A 17612-nucleotide genomic window follows, 5' to 3' on the forward strand; every position below is an offset into this window, starting at 1 on the left:
CTCATGAAACTCATTAAAACCGCAGCGGCGTCAGTCGCTGTCATGATGTCGTCTGCAATTGTCGTTGCTCCAGTGGCGCAAGCGCAGAATTCCGAAGTCGTCGTTATCGACCAGCAGCGCGTCACGGCTGAAAGCACAGCTGGACAGGACATTGCACAAAAGCTCGAGCAGATCGGCACGTCGATCCAGAATGAGCTGACGCCGGAAGCAAACGCTCTCCAGCAGCAGGCCCAATCGCTAGAGGCCCGCACGGCAAATATGTCGAGGGAAGCTATCGCAGCTGATCAGGCTCTTCGCACCGAGGTCCAAGCTTACGCGCAACGGGCTCAGCAGTTCAGCCTTGATCGCCAGTTCGCCGCCGCGGAACTTCAGGCAACCGAGCGGGCCGCATGGCAGCGTTTCTATCAGGCGCTGCAGCCTGTGCTGGAACAAGTCATCACTGAAACCGGCGCAAACGTGATGCTCGATACGTCTCAGACTGTCTGGTCATCAGAGGCCGTGGATGTCACGGGATCGGTGATCATGAAGATGAACGCTTCGCTTCCGACAGTTGAAGTCACACGTCAGCGTCTTTCGGCTGAAGATCGTCAGCGCCTGATCCAGCAACAGCAGCAACAACAACAGCAGCAGTAGCGTTTCGCCGTGCCAGCAGACCCAAGGTTCTTCCGTTCCATCGGGCCCCTAAGCCTTGGGGAGCTGGCCGCCGCGACTGGCGCTGAGCTCAGGGGCGACCCGGATACTCTCGCCACCAATGTCGCTGCCGCAGCGCGTGCCCGCATTGGCGAGATCTGCTATTACGAAGGCAAGAGGCCGCCAGCGGCTGATGCGATAAGTTCGGAGGCGGCGGCCTGTTTCGTTCGGGAAGATTTTGCTGTGGCATTGCCGGACGGTGTCGATGCGCTTGTTACGCCCCTGCCGAGGCATGCGCACGCTGTTGCGGCGAAGAAGCTGATACAGTTTCGTGATTGGGGCGATGTCGAAGCGCCACACGAAGCGACTAATATCCACCCTGGAGCCCGGATTGCGCCAACGGCGCATATTGGCGAAGGTGCCGCGATTGGAGATCGATCAATCATAGCGCCAAACGCCGTTGTTGGGCCCGGCGTTCAGATAGGCCGAGACTGCGTCATCGGTGCGAACGTCAGCATCCAGTGCGCTCTGATCGGCAATCACGTTAAAGTCTATTCCGGCGCGCGCATCGGTGAGGCGGGTTTCGGCGTCATGCCTGGGCCAGCAGGCGCCGAAGATGCGCCGCAATTTGGCCGTGTCATCCTCCAGGATGGCGTAACCGTTGGTGCAAATAGCTGTGTTGATCGCGGCGCCTTTGACGACACGATTATCGGCGAGAATACCAAGATCGATAATCTCTGCCAGATCGCTCACAATGTCGTGCTGGGCCGCGACGTCCTGATGGCATCCTTTGCCGGCATATCGGGCACTGTTACCGTCGGTGACGGTGTGCAGCTTGGCGGGCGTGTTGGTATTGCTGATCACGTCGTTATCGGAGATGGCGCACAGATAGCAGCGTCCGCTGGGGTGTTCCGGGAAATCCCGGCCGGGGAAACCTGGGGAGGCACGCCCGCGCGACCGCTTCGTGACTGGATGCGGGAAATCGCCTGGGTGCAGAAACAGACATCAAGGGAAAGGCGCAAATCTTGACTACGAGCATCCATCCGACGGCGATTGTCGAAGAGGGCGCGAGCCTGGGAGAAGGTGTTCGAGTCGCTGCCTTTGCCTATATTGGCTCAGAGGTTACGCTTGGCGATGGGTGCCACATTCATCAACGCGCAACTGTCACGGGGCGAACAGAACTTGGCGCCCATGTCGAAGTTTTCCCTGGCGCCGTCATCGGAACGCCGCCGCAGATTCTGAATTTCAAGGATGACGGCACTTCTCGTCTCATTATTGGCGCTTCAACTGTTATTCGCGAGCACGTTACGATCCACAGTGGCTCCCCGGCGCACGGCGGCCTGACGAAGGTTGGGTCCAATTGTCTGCTCATGGTGGATGTACACGTGGCGCATGATTGCATGGTGGGCGACAAATGCGTTCTGGCGAACAATGTCGCGCTCGGCGGCCATATTGTTGTTGAGGACCAGGTCTGGATGGGTGGCCTAGCTGCCGTGCATCAGTTCTGCCGCATAGGCCAACATGCATTTGTCGGCGGCGGTGCCATCGTTGTCGCCGACGTGATCCCATACGGTTCAGTGATAGGTAATCATGCCCATCTCGCAGGTCTGAATATTGTTGGCATGAAGCGGCGCGGGTTCAGCCGTCAGTCCATTCACGATCTTCGTGCAGCTTATCGTATGCTGTTTGCCAAGGAGGGCACATTCAGCGAACGGGTGAAAGACGCCGAAGAGACTTATGGCGAATGTGCAGAGTTGATGGAAATCATCCGCTTTATACGCTCAAGCAAGAACCGGTCTCTCTGCCTGCCGGAATAGGCCACCACCATGAAGAAGCTCGCTATCATTGCCGGACTGGGAGACCTTCCGGTTTCTATCGCATTAGCCGCCCAGGAACGCGGGCAAGGCCTTCACGTCTTCCGGCTTTCGGGCTTTGAAGAAAATAGGCTGGAAGGCTTCGATCATGAGACGGTGGGTATTGGACAGATCGGTCATCTCATCAAGCGCCTCAAGAAGGTTGGGTGCGAGCAAGTGGTGTTCGCAGGCATCGTCAAGCGCCCGAACTTCTCCAACATCAAGCTCGACATGCGCGGAGCAAAGCTCTTGCCGCGCGTGCTCAAAGCAGCGCGAAATGGTGATGACGCGCTTCTGCGTGTCATCGTGGGTGAACTCGAAGCCGAAGGCTTTGAGGTGATTGCGGCAGAAACTGCAGCGCGGGACCTGACAGTGGGTGAAGGGGTCATCTTTGGCCGAGCGCCATCTGAGAGCGAATTGGCGGATCTTCGTAAGGCAGCGACGATTGCAGGTGAAACCGGGCGTCTGGATATCGGGCAGGGATGTGTTGTTTGCGATGGGCTTGTTCTCGCCGTAGAAGCCCAGGAAGGCACCGACCGCATGCTTGCCCGGATAAATGACCTGGAAGACGAGATCAGGGGCACGCCGACTTCGCGTCGCGGCGTTCTGGTCAAGCGACCAAAGCCTATTCAGGAGCGCCGCATAGACCTTCCGACGATTGGACCTGCAACGATCGTGAAAGCCGCCGAGGCCGGGTTGGTCGGCGTAGGTGTCGAAGCGGGGGGCGCACTCTTGCTGAACCGGGATGAGATCGGCAGACAATGCGCTGAAACCGGAGTCTTTCTTTTCGCTTTTCCGGAAGATTGGACCTGATCATCTATGGCATCCAGCATCTATCTTGTTGCCGCTGAAGCCTCCGGCGACCTACTGGCTGCAGAGATCGTCGACGAACTCCGGTGTCTCGAGCCGGATGTTACGCTAAACGCCATTGGTAGTGACCAGCTTGCCGCGCGCGGGCTTCCATCTCCAATAGATGTGTCTGTGCTGTCTGTTGTCGGCTTGCTGGAAGGCGTGAAGATTTACCGCGAAGTCGTCGCGCTCGCGGATGCGGCAGCAGAGGCTATTATCGAAGCGGCGCCGGATACTGTCGCCTTGGTCGACTCCTGGGGGTTCACGCTTCGTGTCGCCCAGCGTGTGCGCGCCCGCGCGCCGAATATCAGACTGGTCAAGGTCGTCGGGCCGCAAGTCTGGGCGACCCGCCCTGGCCGGGCAAGGACACTCGCCGAGACTGTCGATCACCTCGTGTGCATCCATGGAATGGAAGCGCCATTCTATGAGCCCTTCGGGTTACCTGTGACCGTGATGGGCAATCCAGCGCTGTCACGCGGTCATAAGGGCGATCCGCAAGCCGGGCGGCAAGCAATGGGCGTCGGTGAAGCGCCAGTACTTCTCGTACTTCCGGGTAGCCGGCGCAGCGAGATAGACAGCGTTGCGCCTGCATTGCTCGAAGCGGCTCAGCAGGTAAAGAAGGCACGTGAGGATGTGCGCGTCATCCTTCATCCTGCGTCTAATATTCGTCCATACTTCATTGAAAAATATGGAAACAGGTTTGATTGGGCCGAGCTCAGCCCAGAGCGTGCCGACCGCTTTGATGTCATGTCAGCCTCGACTTATGCGCTTGCCTGTTCGGGGACCGTCACGAGCGAACTCGCCTTTCAGGACACACCATTCCTTGTTGGCTACCAGACCGGCTGGGTGACCTGGTCGCTTGCACGCTTCTTCCTGTTCAAGCCGACCCACATCACGCTCCTGAACATTGCGGCGGACGATACGGAAGTCGTGCCGGAGTTTGTGCAGACGAAATTCAAGGCCGGGCGTATGGCAAAGGAAGCGCTGCGTATGCTCGGCGATGAAGAGGCCCGCCAAGGCCAGATCACCGCACAGAAAAACGCCCTCGCGCGTATGGGCGAGGGCGATCTTCGATCAGCGGAGATTGCAGCGAAGGTGCTGCTCGCGCGGGACTAGCCGCGCTCTGACACCGGCTTGAAGTCACGCAGCGGTGCACCGGTATAGATCTGGCGCGGGCGGCCAATGCGCTGGGTCGGGTCGTCGATCATCTCGTTAAGTTGAGACACCCAGCCGACAGTGCGGGCCAGGGCGAAAAGAACCGTGAACATTTCGGTCGGGAAGCCCATCGCATCTAGGATTATGCCCGAATAGAAGTCGACGTTTGGATAGAGCTTCTTCTCGACAAAGTACTCATCTTCGAGCGCGATCTTCTCAAGCTCCATCGCGACCTTGAGGATTGGGGTGTCCTTGATGCCAAGCTCGTTGAGAACCTCGTGAGCGGTTTCCTGCATCACCTTGGCGCGCGGGTCGTAGTTCTTGTAGACGCGGTGACCAAAGCCCATCAGGCGGAACGGGTCTTCCTTGTCCTTGGCGCGGGCGATGAACTCGGGAATGCGATCAACCGAGCCGATCTCGTGCAGCATGTTGAGGCAAGCCTCGTTCGCGCCGCCATGCGACGGGCCCCAGAGACAGGCAACGCCCGCTGCAACGGCTGCGTAAGGATGGGCACCCGATGAACCGGCGAGACGAACCGTGGACGTCGACGCGTTCTGTTCATGGTCCGCATGCAGGATGAAGAAACGGTCCATCGCTTTGGCGAGCGTCGGGCTGATCTTGTAATCCTCAGCGGGCACCGAGAAGCACATGCGCAGGAAGTTCTCTGCATAGGAGAGATCGTTGCGCGGGTTCACGAAGGGCTGGCCGATCGAGTACTTGTAGACGCGCGCTGCCAGCGTCGGCATCTTCGCGATCAGGCGGATAGACGCCAGGCGCCGCTCTTCGGGATCAGCACTGTCCATAGAGCTTGGATAGAAAGCTGACATAGCACCGACCGTGCCGGTCAGCATGGCCATCGGGTGGCTGTCACGGCGGAAGCCGTCGAAAAACCTGTCCATTTGCGTATGCAGCATGGTGTGCTGCGTAATTTCACGCGCAAAGGTCTTGAATTGCGCGCCTGTCGGCAGCTCGCCGTTCAGCAGAAGGTAACAGACTTCGAGATAGCCGGACTGTTCGGCAAGCTGGTCGATTGGATAGCCGCGGTGCAGGAGAACACCTTCTTCGCCATCGATAAAGGTGATTTGCGACTCACAGCTCGCGGTCGAGGTGAAGCCAGGGTCAAGCGTGAAGACGCCTGCATCGCCGTAAAGCTTTTTCACGTCCACAACGTTTGGACCAAGGGTCCCACTCAGGACTGGCAGTTCATGGGTCTTGCCATCGATTTCAATTTTCGCCGTCCCGGCAGGTTTCGTCTTGTTGATCATGTCTGCTCTCTCATCCGTGTCGGTCTATTCACTCTGCATGTCAGTGCGAGCGAGGTGAAAATCAATGCGTGACAGGGTCTCATTGCGGCCGAGCCATTCCATGACCGGAGCAAGGTCCGGTGCGGGAAGTCCCCCGGTCAGGGCCGCGCGCACGGGCGGGCCAACCTGGCCAAAGGACAATTCATTGTCAGCGCAGTAAGACTGTAACGCCTGTTGCAGTGCGGTATCGCGCCATTCCTCTACATTGGCAATGGCTTGCCGCAAATCAGAAAGACGTTCGAGGCTGTCACAGGAGAGGGCCTTGCGGGCCTTCTTGTTGAGATTGTCGGTATTGGCGCTCCAGAGGAACCGGAACGCTTCTGCCAGCTCTGGGAGGGTCGCGCCGCGATCCTTCATGGTCGGAAGGGCAGCAGTGACGCGCGCCATAACTGTGTCGTCCAGCGGCGCGCCTTTGGCTTGCTCAAGCCATGGCTTCAGAAGCTCAAGAAGGCGCGCATCGTCGCAGGCGCGGATGAAGTGCGCATTGACGTCGTTCAGTTTGGCAAGGTCCAGCCGGGCAGGAGAGCGGTTGATCGCCTCGATCGAGAAGACTTTGGCCGCGGATTCCAGCGTGAAGAGTTCCTCGTCGCCATGGCTCCAGCCAAGACGCAGGAGGTAGGAATTCAGCGCCTCCGGTAGATAGCCCATATCGCGGTAGGCGGTCGTGCTGAGCGCGCCGTGACGCTTGGACAGTTTGGCGCCGTCGTCCCCGTGGATCATTGGCACATGTGAGAAGTGCGGAACGTCCCAGTCCATAGCCTGATAGATCGGGATCTGCCGGAATGTATTGCGCAGATGATCGTCGCCGCGGATAACATGGGTGACGCCCATATCATGGTCATCGACAACGACGGCCAGCATGTAGGTGGGGGAGCCATCTGCGCGGAGCAGGATGAGATCGTCGATCTCGCGTGCGGCGACCTTTACCTCGCCCTGGACGCCATCCTGAACGATGATCTGTCCATCGTCGGGCGCGCGAAGGCGGATGGTATAGGGGGCGTCCGGTGGGGGCGCACCCCCGCCATCGCGCCAGGGCGAACGGAACGGGGCCAGCAGTTCTTCAGCCTTGCGCAGCAGCGACTGGCGGTCCGCATCGCTGATGCCTTCCTGCTTTGCGGCCGCGCGTGCGGCTTCACCTTCATCGCGGCGGGCCTGAAGCTCTTCAGGGGTCGCATAGCACCGAAACGCACGGCCATTCGCAACCATGGCTTCGGCGCATTCGACATGGCGTCCAGCCTGCGCGCTCTGGAAGACAGGGGCCTCGTCGGCATCGAGGCCGAGCCAGCTCATGCCATCGAGAATCGCATCGACAGCTTCCTGGGTGGAGCGCGCCTTGTCGGTATCCTCGATCCGCAACAGGAATTTTCCCTGGTTGCGGCGTGCAAACAAGTAGTTGAAAAGAGCTGTGCGTGCGCCGCCAATGTGGAGCATGCCAGTCGGGGAGGGGGCAAATCGCGTTATCGTCGTCATCAGTCTGACAAACTGTCCGGTTCTGCTTCTGATCAGGTATCTGGGCGCCATGAACACTCTGAAAGGGCATCAGGCAAGGGGCGCGCTGAATTCCTTCGCGGAGGCTCTGCCGAGAGCCGTGTGTTACACCTCGTTCTGAATGGCCCGCTCTATTTCGCACTGGGACTTTGTCTCGGGGCAATCGTCTATTTTACACTCCCTTTCGAGCCGACGCTGCTAGTTCTGCTCGTTCTGGCGGCGGCCGCGAACGGCGCTGTATTCTTTGGGCTTAGGAATGCAGAGGGCTTCGCGCTCCGTCTCGTACTCATCCTGATCATCGGGGCCGTATGCGGTGCCATGGTCTCTAAGATCCATACGATGGTCCGACCGGTACCGCCTGTTCATCAGATGATCGGGCCGACCATGATTGAAGGCTGGGTGAATGCGGTGGAGCCCGGCGAGAAAGGCGTGCGCTTGAGGATCGACGTTCACGCGATCGGTGGCATAGATCCTGAGCGGCTGCCGAAACGTATCCGGCTCACGCACTCTCTGTCGTTGAATGTCTCGCCCGGTCGATTTGTGCGCTGTTGGGCTGTTCTGCGGCCGCCGCCGCAACCGGGTATGCCTGGTGACTATGCGTTTAACCGGCAGGCATTCTTTGATGGGCTGGATGGTGTCGGATATGTGCAGGGGCGTTGCCGGGGTGGGACGTTGGGCGCGCAGCTGGGCTTCATGGAAAAGCTGCGCAGCACCGTGAGCGTAATGCGCCGGTCGCTCGCCATTCATGTGCGTGATGCTGCCGGGGACCGTGCTGGAGGCTTTGCGGCAGCGCTGGCGTCGGGAGATCGCAGCTTTATGGAGCGGGCGGATGTCGAGGCACTCCGCCGCGCAGGACTTGCGCACTTGCTCGCGATTTCAGGCCTGCACCTCGGAATTGTAGGCGGCCTTGTCTATGTCAGCGTGCGGCGCGTGCTGTCGCTTTGGGAATGGTTTGCGTTGCGTGTCCCCGTACAGAAACCGGCAGCTGCCGTCGCGCTGACCATGACTGCGCTATATCTTGTGCTTTCGGGCGCGAGTATCTCGACGCAGAGGGCTTTCATCATGGCCGCGGTGTTCTTCGGCGCCATCCTTCTGGACAGATCGCCTCTCAGCTTCCGTTCCTTTGCCGTTGCCATGGCAGCTGTCATCCTTATCCAGCCGCACAGTGTCATGACGCCCGGCTTCCAGATGTCTTTTGCTGCCACGGGCGCGCTTATTGCCACCTATCTCGTCTGGCGGGAGAGACGTCAGGTCCAGACCGACAGGACGTCCGGCAACGGCTTCGTATTCACGCTGCAGTCGCTGGTGGTGACGTCGATTGTTGGGGCAGCAGCTACGGCGCCATTCGCGCTCTATCACTTCGACCGTGTGGCACCGGGTGGGCTTTGGGCGAATCTTCTTGCGATGCCAATCATCACATTTGTAAGCGCGCCTTTGGCGGGACTGGCACTCGCGACAGCACCGATCGGGCTGGATGAGCCATTTCTTCGCCTGTTCGGCTGGTCGCTTGAGCAGGTTCTGAAGATCGCGCACTGGGTGTCGAACCAGCCCGGAAGCGATTTAATGATCAGGGACCCCATGCCGGCAGGTGTGCTTCTTGTGCTGAGTATGGGGCTGATTGCTGTCTGCCTAGTGAAAGGTGTCCGGTATAGACTTCTGGCCGGTGTCGGAACCGTCTTCGCCGCGAGTGTGGTCTGGCTCAGCGTGCCGGCACTTGTCCTTCATTGGTCAGCTTCTGGCGAAGTCCTGTTACGCGACGCTGAGAATGGTTGGTTGAAGCTGGCGATCGCGGAGGGTGACGGTCTGTCGCCGCTGACCTTAAACGACCTGCCAGTGTCAAATGAATGCCTTGGGAAGACGTGCGAATTCGAAACATCCGCCGGCACCATCGCAATCATTGGGGGACTGGCGACATGCATCCCCAATACGGCGCTAACCCTTCTTGTGGAGGCGAGTCGCGGCCATTGCTGGCCGAAAGAACGTATCATCACTTGGGAAGATGTTCAGGAAGCTGGCGGACTAAGTCTCGTCAGAGGCTGGGGCGGCGCAAGCCATATTCGCGACGTGGCGTGCGGCAGGCGCAAATGGCAACCCTGCATTGACAGAACTGAGAACTAGCTAGTCGTACCGGCGTACGAGAGCGACGAGGCGCCCCTGAATGCGTACGCGATCCGGGCCAAAGATGCGCGTCTCATAGGCGGGGTTCGCAGCTTCAAGCGCGATCGATGCGCCCTTCTTGCGAAGTCGCTTCAGTGTCGCCTCTTCCTCGTCGATAAGTGCGACGACGATATCCCCGCTATGTGCATCTTCCGTACGCTTCAGAATGACGAGATCACCGTCATGGATACCAGCGTCGATCATTGAGTCGCCTTTCACTTCAAGGGCAAAATGCTCGTCGCCCTCTGGAAGGTCGGCTGGTGGATGAATCCGATTGGTTTCGTGCTGAATGGCTTCGATCGGAACACCGGCGGCGATACGTCCGAGAACTGGGATTGTCCGGCCGGACATTGCTGGCGCCGGCATGGCATTGCCGACGACACTGGGGCGGAACACCTGACGCCCGCGTGGCGGCGCGGCAGGGGCTGCCGAGTCTGGAAGCTTCAGGACCTCGAGCGCACGTGCCCGGTTAGCCAGCCGTTTGATGAAGCCTCGTTCTTCAAGCGCCGTGATAAGGCGGTGAATACCCGACTTGGAAGCGAGGTTGAGCGCTTCCTTCATCTCGTCAAAAGAAGGTGAGACCCCATCGCGTTTGATTCGCTCATGGATAAAGAGCAGCAGCTCTTTCTGTTTATTGGTCAGCACAGTCTGGCCTCCGGATCAAAACCTGTTTGTTCACATGTGTTCTACATGCGTTCCCGTTTCAGGTCAATCGCCAAGAGACTTCCTGAGTTGTTCGCAGGTAGCTGCACGGTTTCGAGCTTTCATGAGACTTTCTCCAATGAGGAAGCGTCGGGCTCCGCTTTGCGCGAGCTGATAGATGTGCTCGGGTTTCGATATACCACTCTCTGAAATGAGGGTCTTTCCGTCGCCTAGCAGCGGGGCGAGCCTTTCGGTGGTCGAGAGGTCGGTCACCATACGCTTCAAGTCGCGATTGTTGACGCCGACCAAGGAGCACGCCAACGCATTGGCGCGCGCAAGCTCATCTTCGTCGTGTACTTCCACGATAGCATCCATGCCGAGTGCGGAAGTTGCCGCCAGTAGATCAGTGGCTAGCGCATCGTCGACCGCGGACAGGATAACCAGAATTGCATCGGCGCCAGCGGCGCGAGATTCTGCGACCTGGATCGGATCGATCATGAATTCCTTGCGGAGCAGCGGAATGCTGACCGCGTCGCGTATGGCGCGAAGATCATCGAGCGACCCGCCGAAGCTCGGGTAGTCCGTAAGAATTGAAAGACAGGCCGCACCTGCGCTCTCGTACTCTTGTGCGATTGAGATTGGGTCGGCTCCGGGGAGGATATCACCAGCGGATGGCGACTTGCGCTTGAGTTCGCAGATTAAAGCCGCATCCCCAGTGGATGCCACCTCGGCGAGACGTCGCTCAAATCCGCGTGGTGCGGGCGCTGACTTCGAAGCCTTCAATAGTTCATCCATCGTCGTCTGACGTTTGAGTTCGGCGACTTCGCCTCGCTTGTATTCAATGATGCGGTCGAGCGCGGTTGCCATCAGGAGGCCTTCCCTGAACTGATATCTGCCAGAAGAGAGAGTGTGTGAAGGGCGCGGCCGTTATCAATGGCGTCGGCAGCAAGCGTGACGCCGTGGCGCAGGTTTTCAGCGATGCCAAGCAGGGAGAGTCCTGCAGAGGCGTTGAGCAAAACCATATCGCGAAATGGACCGGGCCGGCCTTCGAGCAACTCTCGAATGGCCCCGGCATTGTCTTCCGGCAGGCCCCCTTCGAGCGCGGAAAGCAGGCTGATGTCGAGGCCTGCGTCGTCCGGTGTTATCGTGAGCGAGTTGATTTGGCTGCCGATAACTTCGCGGACCTTGGTCTCACCGGAGATAGAGATCTCGTCGATGCCGTCGACACCGTGAACGACCCACGCCTTTTCTATGCCGAGCTTGAGAAGCGTTTCAGCCATCGGGTCGAGCCAACGCTCATCATACACACCGAGGATCTGGTGGGTCGCATTGGCGGGGTTCGACAGGGGCCCAAGAAGATTGAAGATGGTGCGGATGCCGAGGCTTGCACGGATCGGCGCGACATGGCGCATTGCGGAATGGTGATTGCGGGCAAACAGGAAGCCAACGCCAGCTTTTTCAAGGCAGTGTTCGAATGTCTGCGCCGTGATGTCGAGTTCGACACCCAGGGCTTCGAGCACATCGGCAGAACCGGTCTTTGGAGGCACTGAGCGATTGCCGTGCTTGGCGACGCGCCCACCGGCGGCGGCAATGACGATTGCGCTCGCGGTCGACGTATTAAGCGATTTCCACGGCAGCCCCCCCGTGCCACACGTATCGAGGAGAGGACCAGCCACGTTTACGGTGCGTGCATGCCGACGCATGGCTTTTGCGCCTGCATAGAGCTCATTCGATGTCTCGCCGCGAACTGCCAGCCCCATGAGGAAGGCGCCGACCTGATCGGGGGCACCTTCGCCGGAAAGCAGCGTGTCGAAGGAAGCTTCGAGAACCTCTACCGGCAGCTCTTCGGACCGGGCGAGGGCCTTGATGGCGTCATTAAGAGATTGGGTCATTCGTCTGTCTTCCGGCATTTATTCTGGTGCGCGATAGAGACGATGTGACCGCCAATCAAGCGGGCGACGTCTCTAGTAGCCCAGAAAAGCGGTAATCTGCGACAGGATGGCAGGATCAAGCGCCAGGTCACGATGACCTAGATCGTTAACGATCAGGGTTTCCGCATTCTCCAGTGATGCCCCCAATGCTTCGATTTGCGGGGCAGGGCAGCTCTCGTCCGAATGGGAACCGACAAGCAGTATGCGCCCTTTGAAGTCGGCCAGGAGGGTGGCCAGGTCTGGTGGGCCCAGATCTTCGCCTTGTCGTTCTGCAAGCAATTCGGCCGCGCGCGAGATGACCTCATCAGGAACGCCCTTGCGGCGCTGGCGCTCCCTCCAGTGCTCGATCGGCGGCGCAATCATCACGAGATAGTCCGCTTGGGCACCTTCTGAGATTGCGTCGGCCGCCGCGAGCGAGCCGAAAGAGTGCGTGATAATGGCATCTATGGGCTGTTGGTCGGTACAGAGATCGAGAACGGACTGGCCGGCCAGCTTCCAGGTGCAGGTCTCTGCGCTGGAGGCCCCATGGGCCGGTAGGTCCATCAGCAAGGTCGGACGCCCATTCTGGATAAAGTCCATGGCGAAGTGGCGCCAGATGCGGTGAGTATCGTCCCAGCCATGCACGAAGAGCGTCGGAGCGCCATCGCCAGCACGCCAGGCTGGCGTCGACAGAGATTTGCCTTGCACGTCAAAGCGGGTTTGCGGGGGAAGGAGGTTCTGACCGGGCGCTGCACTTGGGGAACGCGGTTTCAGCTCATCGAGGAGGGTTTCCGCATCCTTTGTGAGCTGATCCATGTCGTCCTCCAGGTTCGAGCGCAGCCTATTTCGTAAGCCCCACGAAATTCTCGATCAATTCATGGCCGTATTCGGTGCGGATAGATTCCGGGTGAAACTGGACGCCGTAGACCGGCTTGTCGCGGTGGTGGACGGCCATGATCTCCCCGTCTTCCGTCCACGCATCGGCAATGAGCGCCTCAGGCAATCTGTCTCTCGGGATCGCCAGTGAGTGATAGCGTACAACGTCATAGGTCTCGGGCAGCCCCTTGAAGAGGCCGGTCTGGGTCGTGCGAATTGTCGATACCTTGCCGTGCAGGATAGCGCCGGCTTGGACGACCGGCTCGCCATATGCGTCGCCGATAGACTGGTGGCCAAGACAGACACCGAGGATTGGCAGATTGCCCGGTGCCTGTTTGATGAAGTCGACGCAGATGCCGGCTTCACGCGGCGAACATGGGCCTGGTGACAGAATGACGCCTGCGGGCTTCAGACCCAGCGCTTCTTCAACTGTCAGCTCGTCGTTGCGCACCACTTTGGTGGTCGCGCCTGCCTGTTCGACATAGTGGACCAGATTCCAGGTGAAGCTGTCATAATTGTCGATGACGAGAATCATTGGTCGAACTCATAGATGGCTGCGAGATCTGCAGCTCGCTTCAGGGCGCCAGCCTTGTGGACGGTTTCCTCAAACTCGTATTGCGGATCGCTGTCCAGCACCACACCGCCGCCTGCCTGAACATGGATCTGTCCGTCTTTCAGGACAGCGGTGCGGAGCGCGATGCAGGTATCCATGTCGCCATTCCAGCCAAAGTAGCCAACGGCGCCGCCATAAATGCCGCGCCGCGAGGTTTCGAGCTGGTCGATGATCTGCATCGCACGGATCTTCGGCGCACCTGACACGGTTCCTGCAGGAAGCCCAGCCAGCAGGGCGTCGACCGCGTCAAGACCTTCTCTAAGGTTCCCCTCCACATGGCTGACAATATGCATCACGTGGCTGTAGCGCTCGACGATGAACTGCTCGCTCACCTCAACGCTGCCATAAGCGGCAACCCGGCCGACATCGTTGCGTCCAAGGTCCAGAAGCATGAGGTGTTCTGAGCATTCTTTCTGATCGGCGAGAAGGTCTGCAGCACGGCGCTCATCTTCGACAGGGTCACCGGACCTTGGTCTGGTGCCTGCAATCGGCCGGATCGCAACACGGCCATCGCGCAGACGCACAAGGATCTCCGGGCTGGAACCGACAAGTCGCACGTCGCCCATATTCATATGGAACATGAAGGCCGACGGATTCAGTCTGCGAAGTGCCCTGTAAAGGCTAATCGACTGGCGTTTAAACGGCGCTGAAAAGCGTTGGCTCGGAACGATCTGGAATGTGTCGCCGGCCCGAGAATATTCGACCGCCTCGCGGACCATCTCGAAATAGCGTTCCCTGCTGGTGTTCGACGAGAATTCCAGCGCATCGGTGGACTGGTCCCGTGGAGAAATAGGTGCCGTTGTCTGAAGCTGCTGTTCGACTCGGTTGAGAAGCGCGTCTGCGGCCGCTTCGTCGCCTGGCGCATGGCGCCCGATCAGCACGAGTTCCTGGTAGAGGTGGTCGAACACGATTACGACACCCGGGATGACCAGCACGCATTCAGCGACCTTCAGGTCGTCGCGCGCGGTAATCTCGACCGGCTCGACATACTGGATCATATCATAGCCGATATAGCCGAATGCGCCCGAGGCCATTGGGGGCAGGCCGGGCTCGTCTGTTTCGGCCTTTGCCAGCTCAACGAAGTGACGCAGCGCGGCGACGGGCTCCATCTCCAACGCTTCTGGTGCGCTGAAGCTGGCATCCCCAGAAAGCTGTGCCTGACCATTCAGAATGCGAAACCATTTCAGCGGTTCGACGCCCAAAAAGGAGTAGCGGCCGAGTCGCTCACCGCCATGTATCGATTCGAACAGGAACGAGCCGGCCTGATCCGCGCCAAGCTTCAGCATGGCAGAAACCGGCGTTTCGATATCGCCGATCCGGCGCCTTACGATCAGTCTGTCCCGGTTCATGTGTCCGGATTGACCCGGGCCTTGTAGGAAGCAAGTGCGTTCTCGTTGACCTGAAGCTCTACGTCGCTCTGGATGCCTGCAAGGAAAGCGCTGAACAGATCGTTGCCAATCGAATCCTGAAGCTCCTGCGACGCGGATATAGCGGCCTCGTCTGAAGCGAGGTCGACCCGATTGATTTCGACAAGCTGGATAAGCGCAACCGTGTCGCCAAGGCTAAGCGGCGCGTTGACGACATTGCCTTCCTCGCGCAGCGAGAAGACAGCCCCTGCAAGTGCTGGCGGAATTCCGCTTTCTGGCGAAGGATTGCGGGTAAAGAGAATGTCTGGTGACGAAAGCTCCGCACCGTACTCGGCTGCAGCCTCAGCGAAGGTCGCCTCGCCGCTTTCGACGCGTTGCTTGACTGCATCTGCAGCCTCGGCCAGCGCGGTTGTGCGCCGTTGAGCTGCAAGGCCGGTGCGAAGATCATCGCGGATCTCTTCCAGATCAGGCGTAAATGGTTCAATGATCTCGTCGACGCGAACGATGAAAGCACTTTCGTCCTGTCCGAAGCGGGAGGTCTTTCCACCTTCGGTAAGCTCGAAGGCCCGCTGCAGGATCGCAGCATCCTGCTGAAGCACGCCGAGTTGGCGGCCGACACGGGTCGTCCCGTTGCGTTCAACAGGCGCAAAGCTTAGCACGGGCGTGCCCATCTCCTCGCCGATTTCCTCAAGGCTTGCGCCAGTACCGATCAGATTATCGAGACGCGTAATGGAGTCGTAGTATAGGCCGACAGCCTGTTCACGCGAAAGCGTGTCGACGATTTCCTGCCGCACGTCTTCAAACGGCTCCACGTCACCAGGCGTGATTCCTTCCAGGCGGGCTACGGTGAAGAAGCGACCAGATTCGAAAGGTCCGAAAATGCCACCCACCGACGCAGTCGGCGCAAAAAGGCGTTCTGCGAGCGACTCATTAGACACGGAGGTCTGGAGCCCTGAGCGCTCGGTAGAGGAGACAAGGTCGCTGACCGTGGAGGCATCCGCGCCGCCGGCGATGCGACCGAGTTGAGCTCTCGCAGCCTCTTCACTTGCGAACACAAATTCTGTCCAGGTACGCGTGTCAGGCCCAGCATACTCGCGGCTTTTGACGGACTCATAGTACGCGAGCAGCTCGTCCTCGGCGAATTCCGATTGGTTCAGAAAATCATCTACACTGAGTTGGATGAGGCTGATGCGACGGCGCTGCGGGTTTTCCAGTTCGGCACGCCGTTCATCGTAAAAAGTTGTGAGTTCCTCATCCGTAATGGGATCGGGGTCTGGCAGGTCGTCAAAAGTCAGGAAGAACCACTGCGCCTTGCGTTCCTCGTTGGCGAAGCCGGACTGCAGGCGTACGATTGAATCTGGCGATTGCAGAGCGGCGCCAACAGAGCGCCTGATACGACCAATAGACAGGTCGCGGCGCAAGAAGCTCTCGAAGCTCGCTGGAGTGAATCCACTCTGGTTCAGCAAACCTCGGTAAAGAACGGGATCGAAGGACCCGGTATCGCTCTGAAAAGCCTCGTCTTCACGAATGGTCTGAAGGACTGCCTCATCAGTTGCGCGAGCACCGATACTGTCGGCGTATGCGATCAGAATGGTCTGGAAGAGCTCACGCTGGAAAATCTGGTCGACAATTCCACGTTCTGTTGCCTGAGCCTTGCTGATGGCGCGCCCGCGATCATCCGTGGCCGTCCGCAACTGGCGTTCGACTTCCCGATCAAATTGAGCCTCCGTCAGCTCGACATCACCCGCGGAGGCGAGATTATTGCCGATCCCGCCCGAGAAGACATCTGTTACGCCCCACGCGCCCATGGCAACGATGATTAGGAGGAAGAGAAGCCCCGCCAGTTTGGAACGGAGCATGTTGCGGATCATGGTCAGCATATGCCGATAGCCTCGCCTATAACCTTGTAAGCAGCCGAACTGCTTGCTAGGCGAGCGCGCTGGGAGTTGCAAGAGATGGAGAGCGGCATGGTCAGGCCCTTGATTGCGGGTAACTGGAAAATGAATGGCCTGTCAGGCGACAGCGATACCATTTCGCAGATAGCTAAGGGCCTGGAAGGTCTGGATGACGTGGCTGACTGCCTGATCTGTCCGCCGGCGACTCTCATTTCGAAAGCCGCCGACACCGCATCGCGCACGCGCCTGAAGGTCGGGGCACAGGATTGCCACGCCAATGTCTCCGGAGCGCATACAGGCGACGTCTCAGCAGAGATGATCGCTGACATCGGTGCGACCTACGTCATCGTTGGACATTCCGAGCGCCGCGCTGATTACCAAGAAAGCAATGAGATTATTGCTGCCAAGGCGGAGGCTGCCTTTCGCGCCGGTCTTGTGCCGATTATCTGTATTGGCGAGACGCTTGATGAGCGCGAAGCGGGGCAGACGATCGAAGTCGTCTCCTCTCAGCTGGCAGGGTCGATCCCTGCTGGCGCTTTCGGCAGGGCCTTTGTTGTCGCCTATGAACCTGTCTGGGCAATCGGCACGGGCAAGGTCGCGTCCGTCGATCAGGTTGAGGAAGTGCACAACAAGATTCGCGAGATTCTTGGAGGGCGCTTTCCGGGTCAGGCTGATGAGACACCAATTCTCTATGGTGGCTCCATGAAACCTGGCAATGCTGCTGAACTTCTGGCTGTCAGCAATGTCGATGGGGGCCTCATTGGCGGAGCAAGCTTGAAAGCCGATGACTTTCTGGCCATCTACGGCGCTTGTGTCAGCGCAAAGTGAGCTTCAGGGCTTGGCCTTGGCGTCTGAAAAGCCTATCGGGCGCGA

16 protein-coding genes are annotated in these 17612 nt (G+C 59.1%); 7 read left to right on the plus strand and 9 right to left on the minus strand.

Features of this window, described 5'->3' with window-relative positions:
• The first annotated feature begins 3 nt into the window (after positions 1-3).
• The 5 genes from O4G74_RS13535 to O4G74_RS13555 are packed head-to-tail and all read left to right on the plus strand — an operon-like array spanning position 4 to position 4448.
• Entirely contained in the window at positions 4-633 is a 630-nt protein-coding gene (locus O4G74_RS13535; RefSeq protein WP_269403132.1) for an OmpH family outer membrane protein, read from the plus strand.
• A 9-nt stretch (positions 634-642) separates the two neighbouring features.
• Complete coding sequence (lpxD, locus tag O4G74_RS13540; RefSeq protein WP_269403133.1) at positions 643-1659, plus strand: UDP-3-O-(3-hydroxymyristoyl)glucosamine N-acyltransferase; 1017 nt, start codon at positions 643-645, stop codon at positions 1657-1659.
• Positions 1656-2447, plus strand: coding sequence for an acyl-ACP--UDP-N-acetylglucosamine O-acyltransferase (gene lpxA / locus O4G74_RS13545; RefSeq protein WP_269403134.1), 792 nt, complete (start codon positions 1656-1658; stop codon positions 2445-2447). Before lpxD ends, lpxA begins: the two co-directional genes overlap by 4 nt.
• Positions 2448-2456: 9 nt before the next feature.
• Positions 2457-3296, plus strand: a complete 840-nt coding sequence (locus tag O4G74_RS13550) for an LpxI family protein (RefSeq protein WP_269403135.1) — start codon at positions 2457-2459, stop codon at positions 3294-3296.
• A 6-nt stretch (positions 3297-3302) separates the two neighbouring features.
• Positions 3303-4448 carry a lipid-A-disaccharide synthase gene (locus O4G74_RS13555; RefSeq protein WP_269403136.1) on the plus strand — a complete coding sequence of 382 codons (1146 nt, stop codon included), beginning with the start codon at positions 3303-3305 and terminating at the stop codon, positions 4446-4448.
• Here O4G74_RS13555 and gltA read toward each other — a convergent pair.
• Both gltA and gltX read right to left on the minus strand, forming a co-directional pair.
• A complete protein-coding gene (gene gltA / locus O4G74_RS13560; RefSeq protein ID WP_269403137.1) occupies positions 4445-5752 on the minus strand; it encodes a citrate synthase in 1308 nt (435 codons plus the stop codon). The genes O4G74_RS13555 and gltA overlap by 4 nt on opposite strands.
• A 24-nt stretch (positions 5753-5776) precedes the next feature.
• Positions 5777-7261 carry a glutamate--tRNA ligase gene (gltX, locus tag O4G74_RS13565; protein ID WP_269403138.1) on the minus strand — a complete coding sequence of 495 codons (1485 nt, stop codon included), beginning with the start codon at positions 7259-7261 and terminating at the stop codon, positions 5777-5779.
• A 120-nt stretch (positions 7262-7381) separates the two neighbouring features.
• Here gltX and O4G74_RS13570 point away from each other — a divergent pair, with 120 nt between their 5' ends.
• Positions 7382-9397 carry a ComEC/Rec2 family competence protein gene (locus O4G74_RS13570; RefSeq protein ID WP_269403139.1) on the plus strand — a complete coding sequence of 672 codons (2016 nt, stop codon included), beginning with the start codon at positions 7382-7384 and terminating at the stop codon, positions 9395-9397.
• Here the strand turns inward: O4G74_RS13570 and lexA are convergent, their stop codons facing one another.
• The 7 genes from lexA to O4G74_RS13605 all read right to left on the minus strand — a co-directional run bounded on the left by lexA (position 9398) and on the right by O4G74_RS13605 (position 16724).
• Positions 9398-10081: a transcriptional repressor LexA gene (gene lexA / locus O4G74_RS13575; protein WP_269403140.1), complete on the minus strand. Its 684-nt coding sequence runs from the start codon at positions 10079-10081 to the stop codon at positions 9398-9400.
• 63 nt (positions 10082-10144) lie between these two features.
• Complete coding sequence (trpC, locus tag O4G74_RS13580; RefSeq protein WP_269403141.1) at positions 10145-10945, minus strand: indole-3-glycerol phosphate synthase TrpC; 801 nt, start codon at positions 10943-10945, stop codon at positions 10145-10147.
• Positions 10945-11970, minus strand: coding sequence for an anthranilate phosphoribosyltransferase (gene trpD, locus O4G74_RS13585; protein WP_269403142.1), 1026 nt, complete (start codon positions 11968-11970; stop codon positions 10945-10947). The genes trpC and trpD overlap by 1 nt, the downstream gene beginning before the upstream one ends.
• Positions 11971-12042: 72 nt before the next feature.
• Positions 12043-12804, minus strand: coding sequence for an alpha/beta fold hydrolase (locus tag O4G74_RS13590; RefSeq protein WP_269403143.1), 762 nt, complete (start codon positions 12802-12804; stop codon positions 12043-12045).
• 25 nt (positions 12805-12829) lie between these two features.
• Positions 12830-13399, minus strand: a complete 570-nt coding sequence (locus O4G74_RS13595; RefSeq protein WP_269403144.1) for an anthranilate synthase component II — start codon at positions 13397-13399, stop codon at positions 12830-12832.
• Positions 13396-14826 carry an anthranilate synthase component I gene (trpE, locus tag O4G74_RS13600; protein WP_269403145.1) on the minus strand — a complete coding sequence of 477 codons (1431 nt, stop codon included), beginning with the start codon at positions 14824-14826 and terminating at the stop codon, positions 13396-13398. The genes O4G74_RS13595 and trpE overlap by 4 nt, the downstream gene beginning before the upstream one ends.
• Positions 14823-16724, minus strand: coding sequence for a peptidylprolyl isomerase (locus O4G74_RS13605; RefSeq protein WP_269403146.1), 1902 nt, complete (start codon positions 16722-16724; stop codon positions 14823-14825). The genes trpE and O4G74_RS13605 overlap by 4 nt, the downstream gene beginning before the upstream one ends.
• Positions 16725-16811: 87 nt before the next feature.
• On the opposite strand from O4G74_RS13605, the gene tpiA reads away from it, so the two are divergent.
• Positions 16812-17567 (plus strand): triose-phosphate isomerase, encoded by a 756-nt coding sequence (gene tpiA, locus O4G74_RS13610; RefSeq protein ID WP_269403147.1) that lies wholly within the window; start codon positions 16812-16814, stop codon positions 17565-17567.
• Positions 17568-17612: the final 45 nt, after the last annotated feature.

It is taken from the genome of Henriciella marina (assembly GCF_027213945.1).
Taxonomy (GTDB): Bacteria; Pseudomonadota; Alphaproteobacteria; order Caulobacterales; family Hyphomonadaceae; genus Henriciella; species Henriciella marina_A.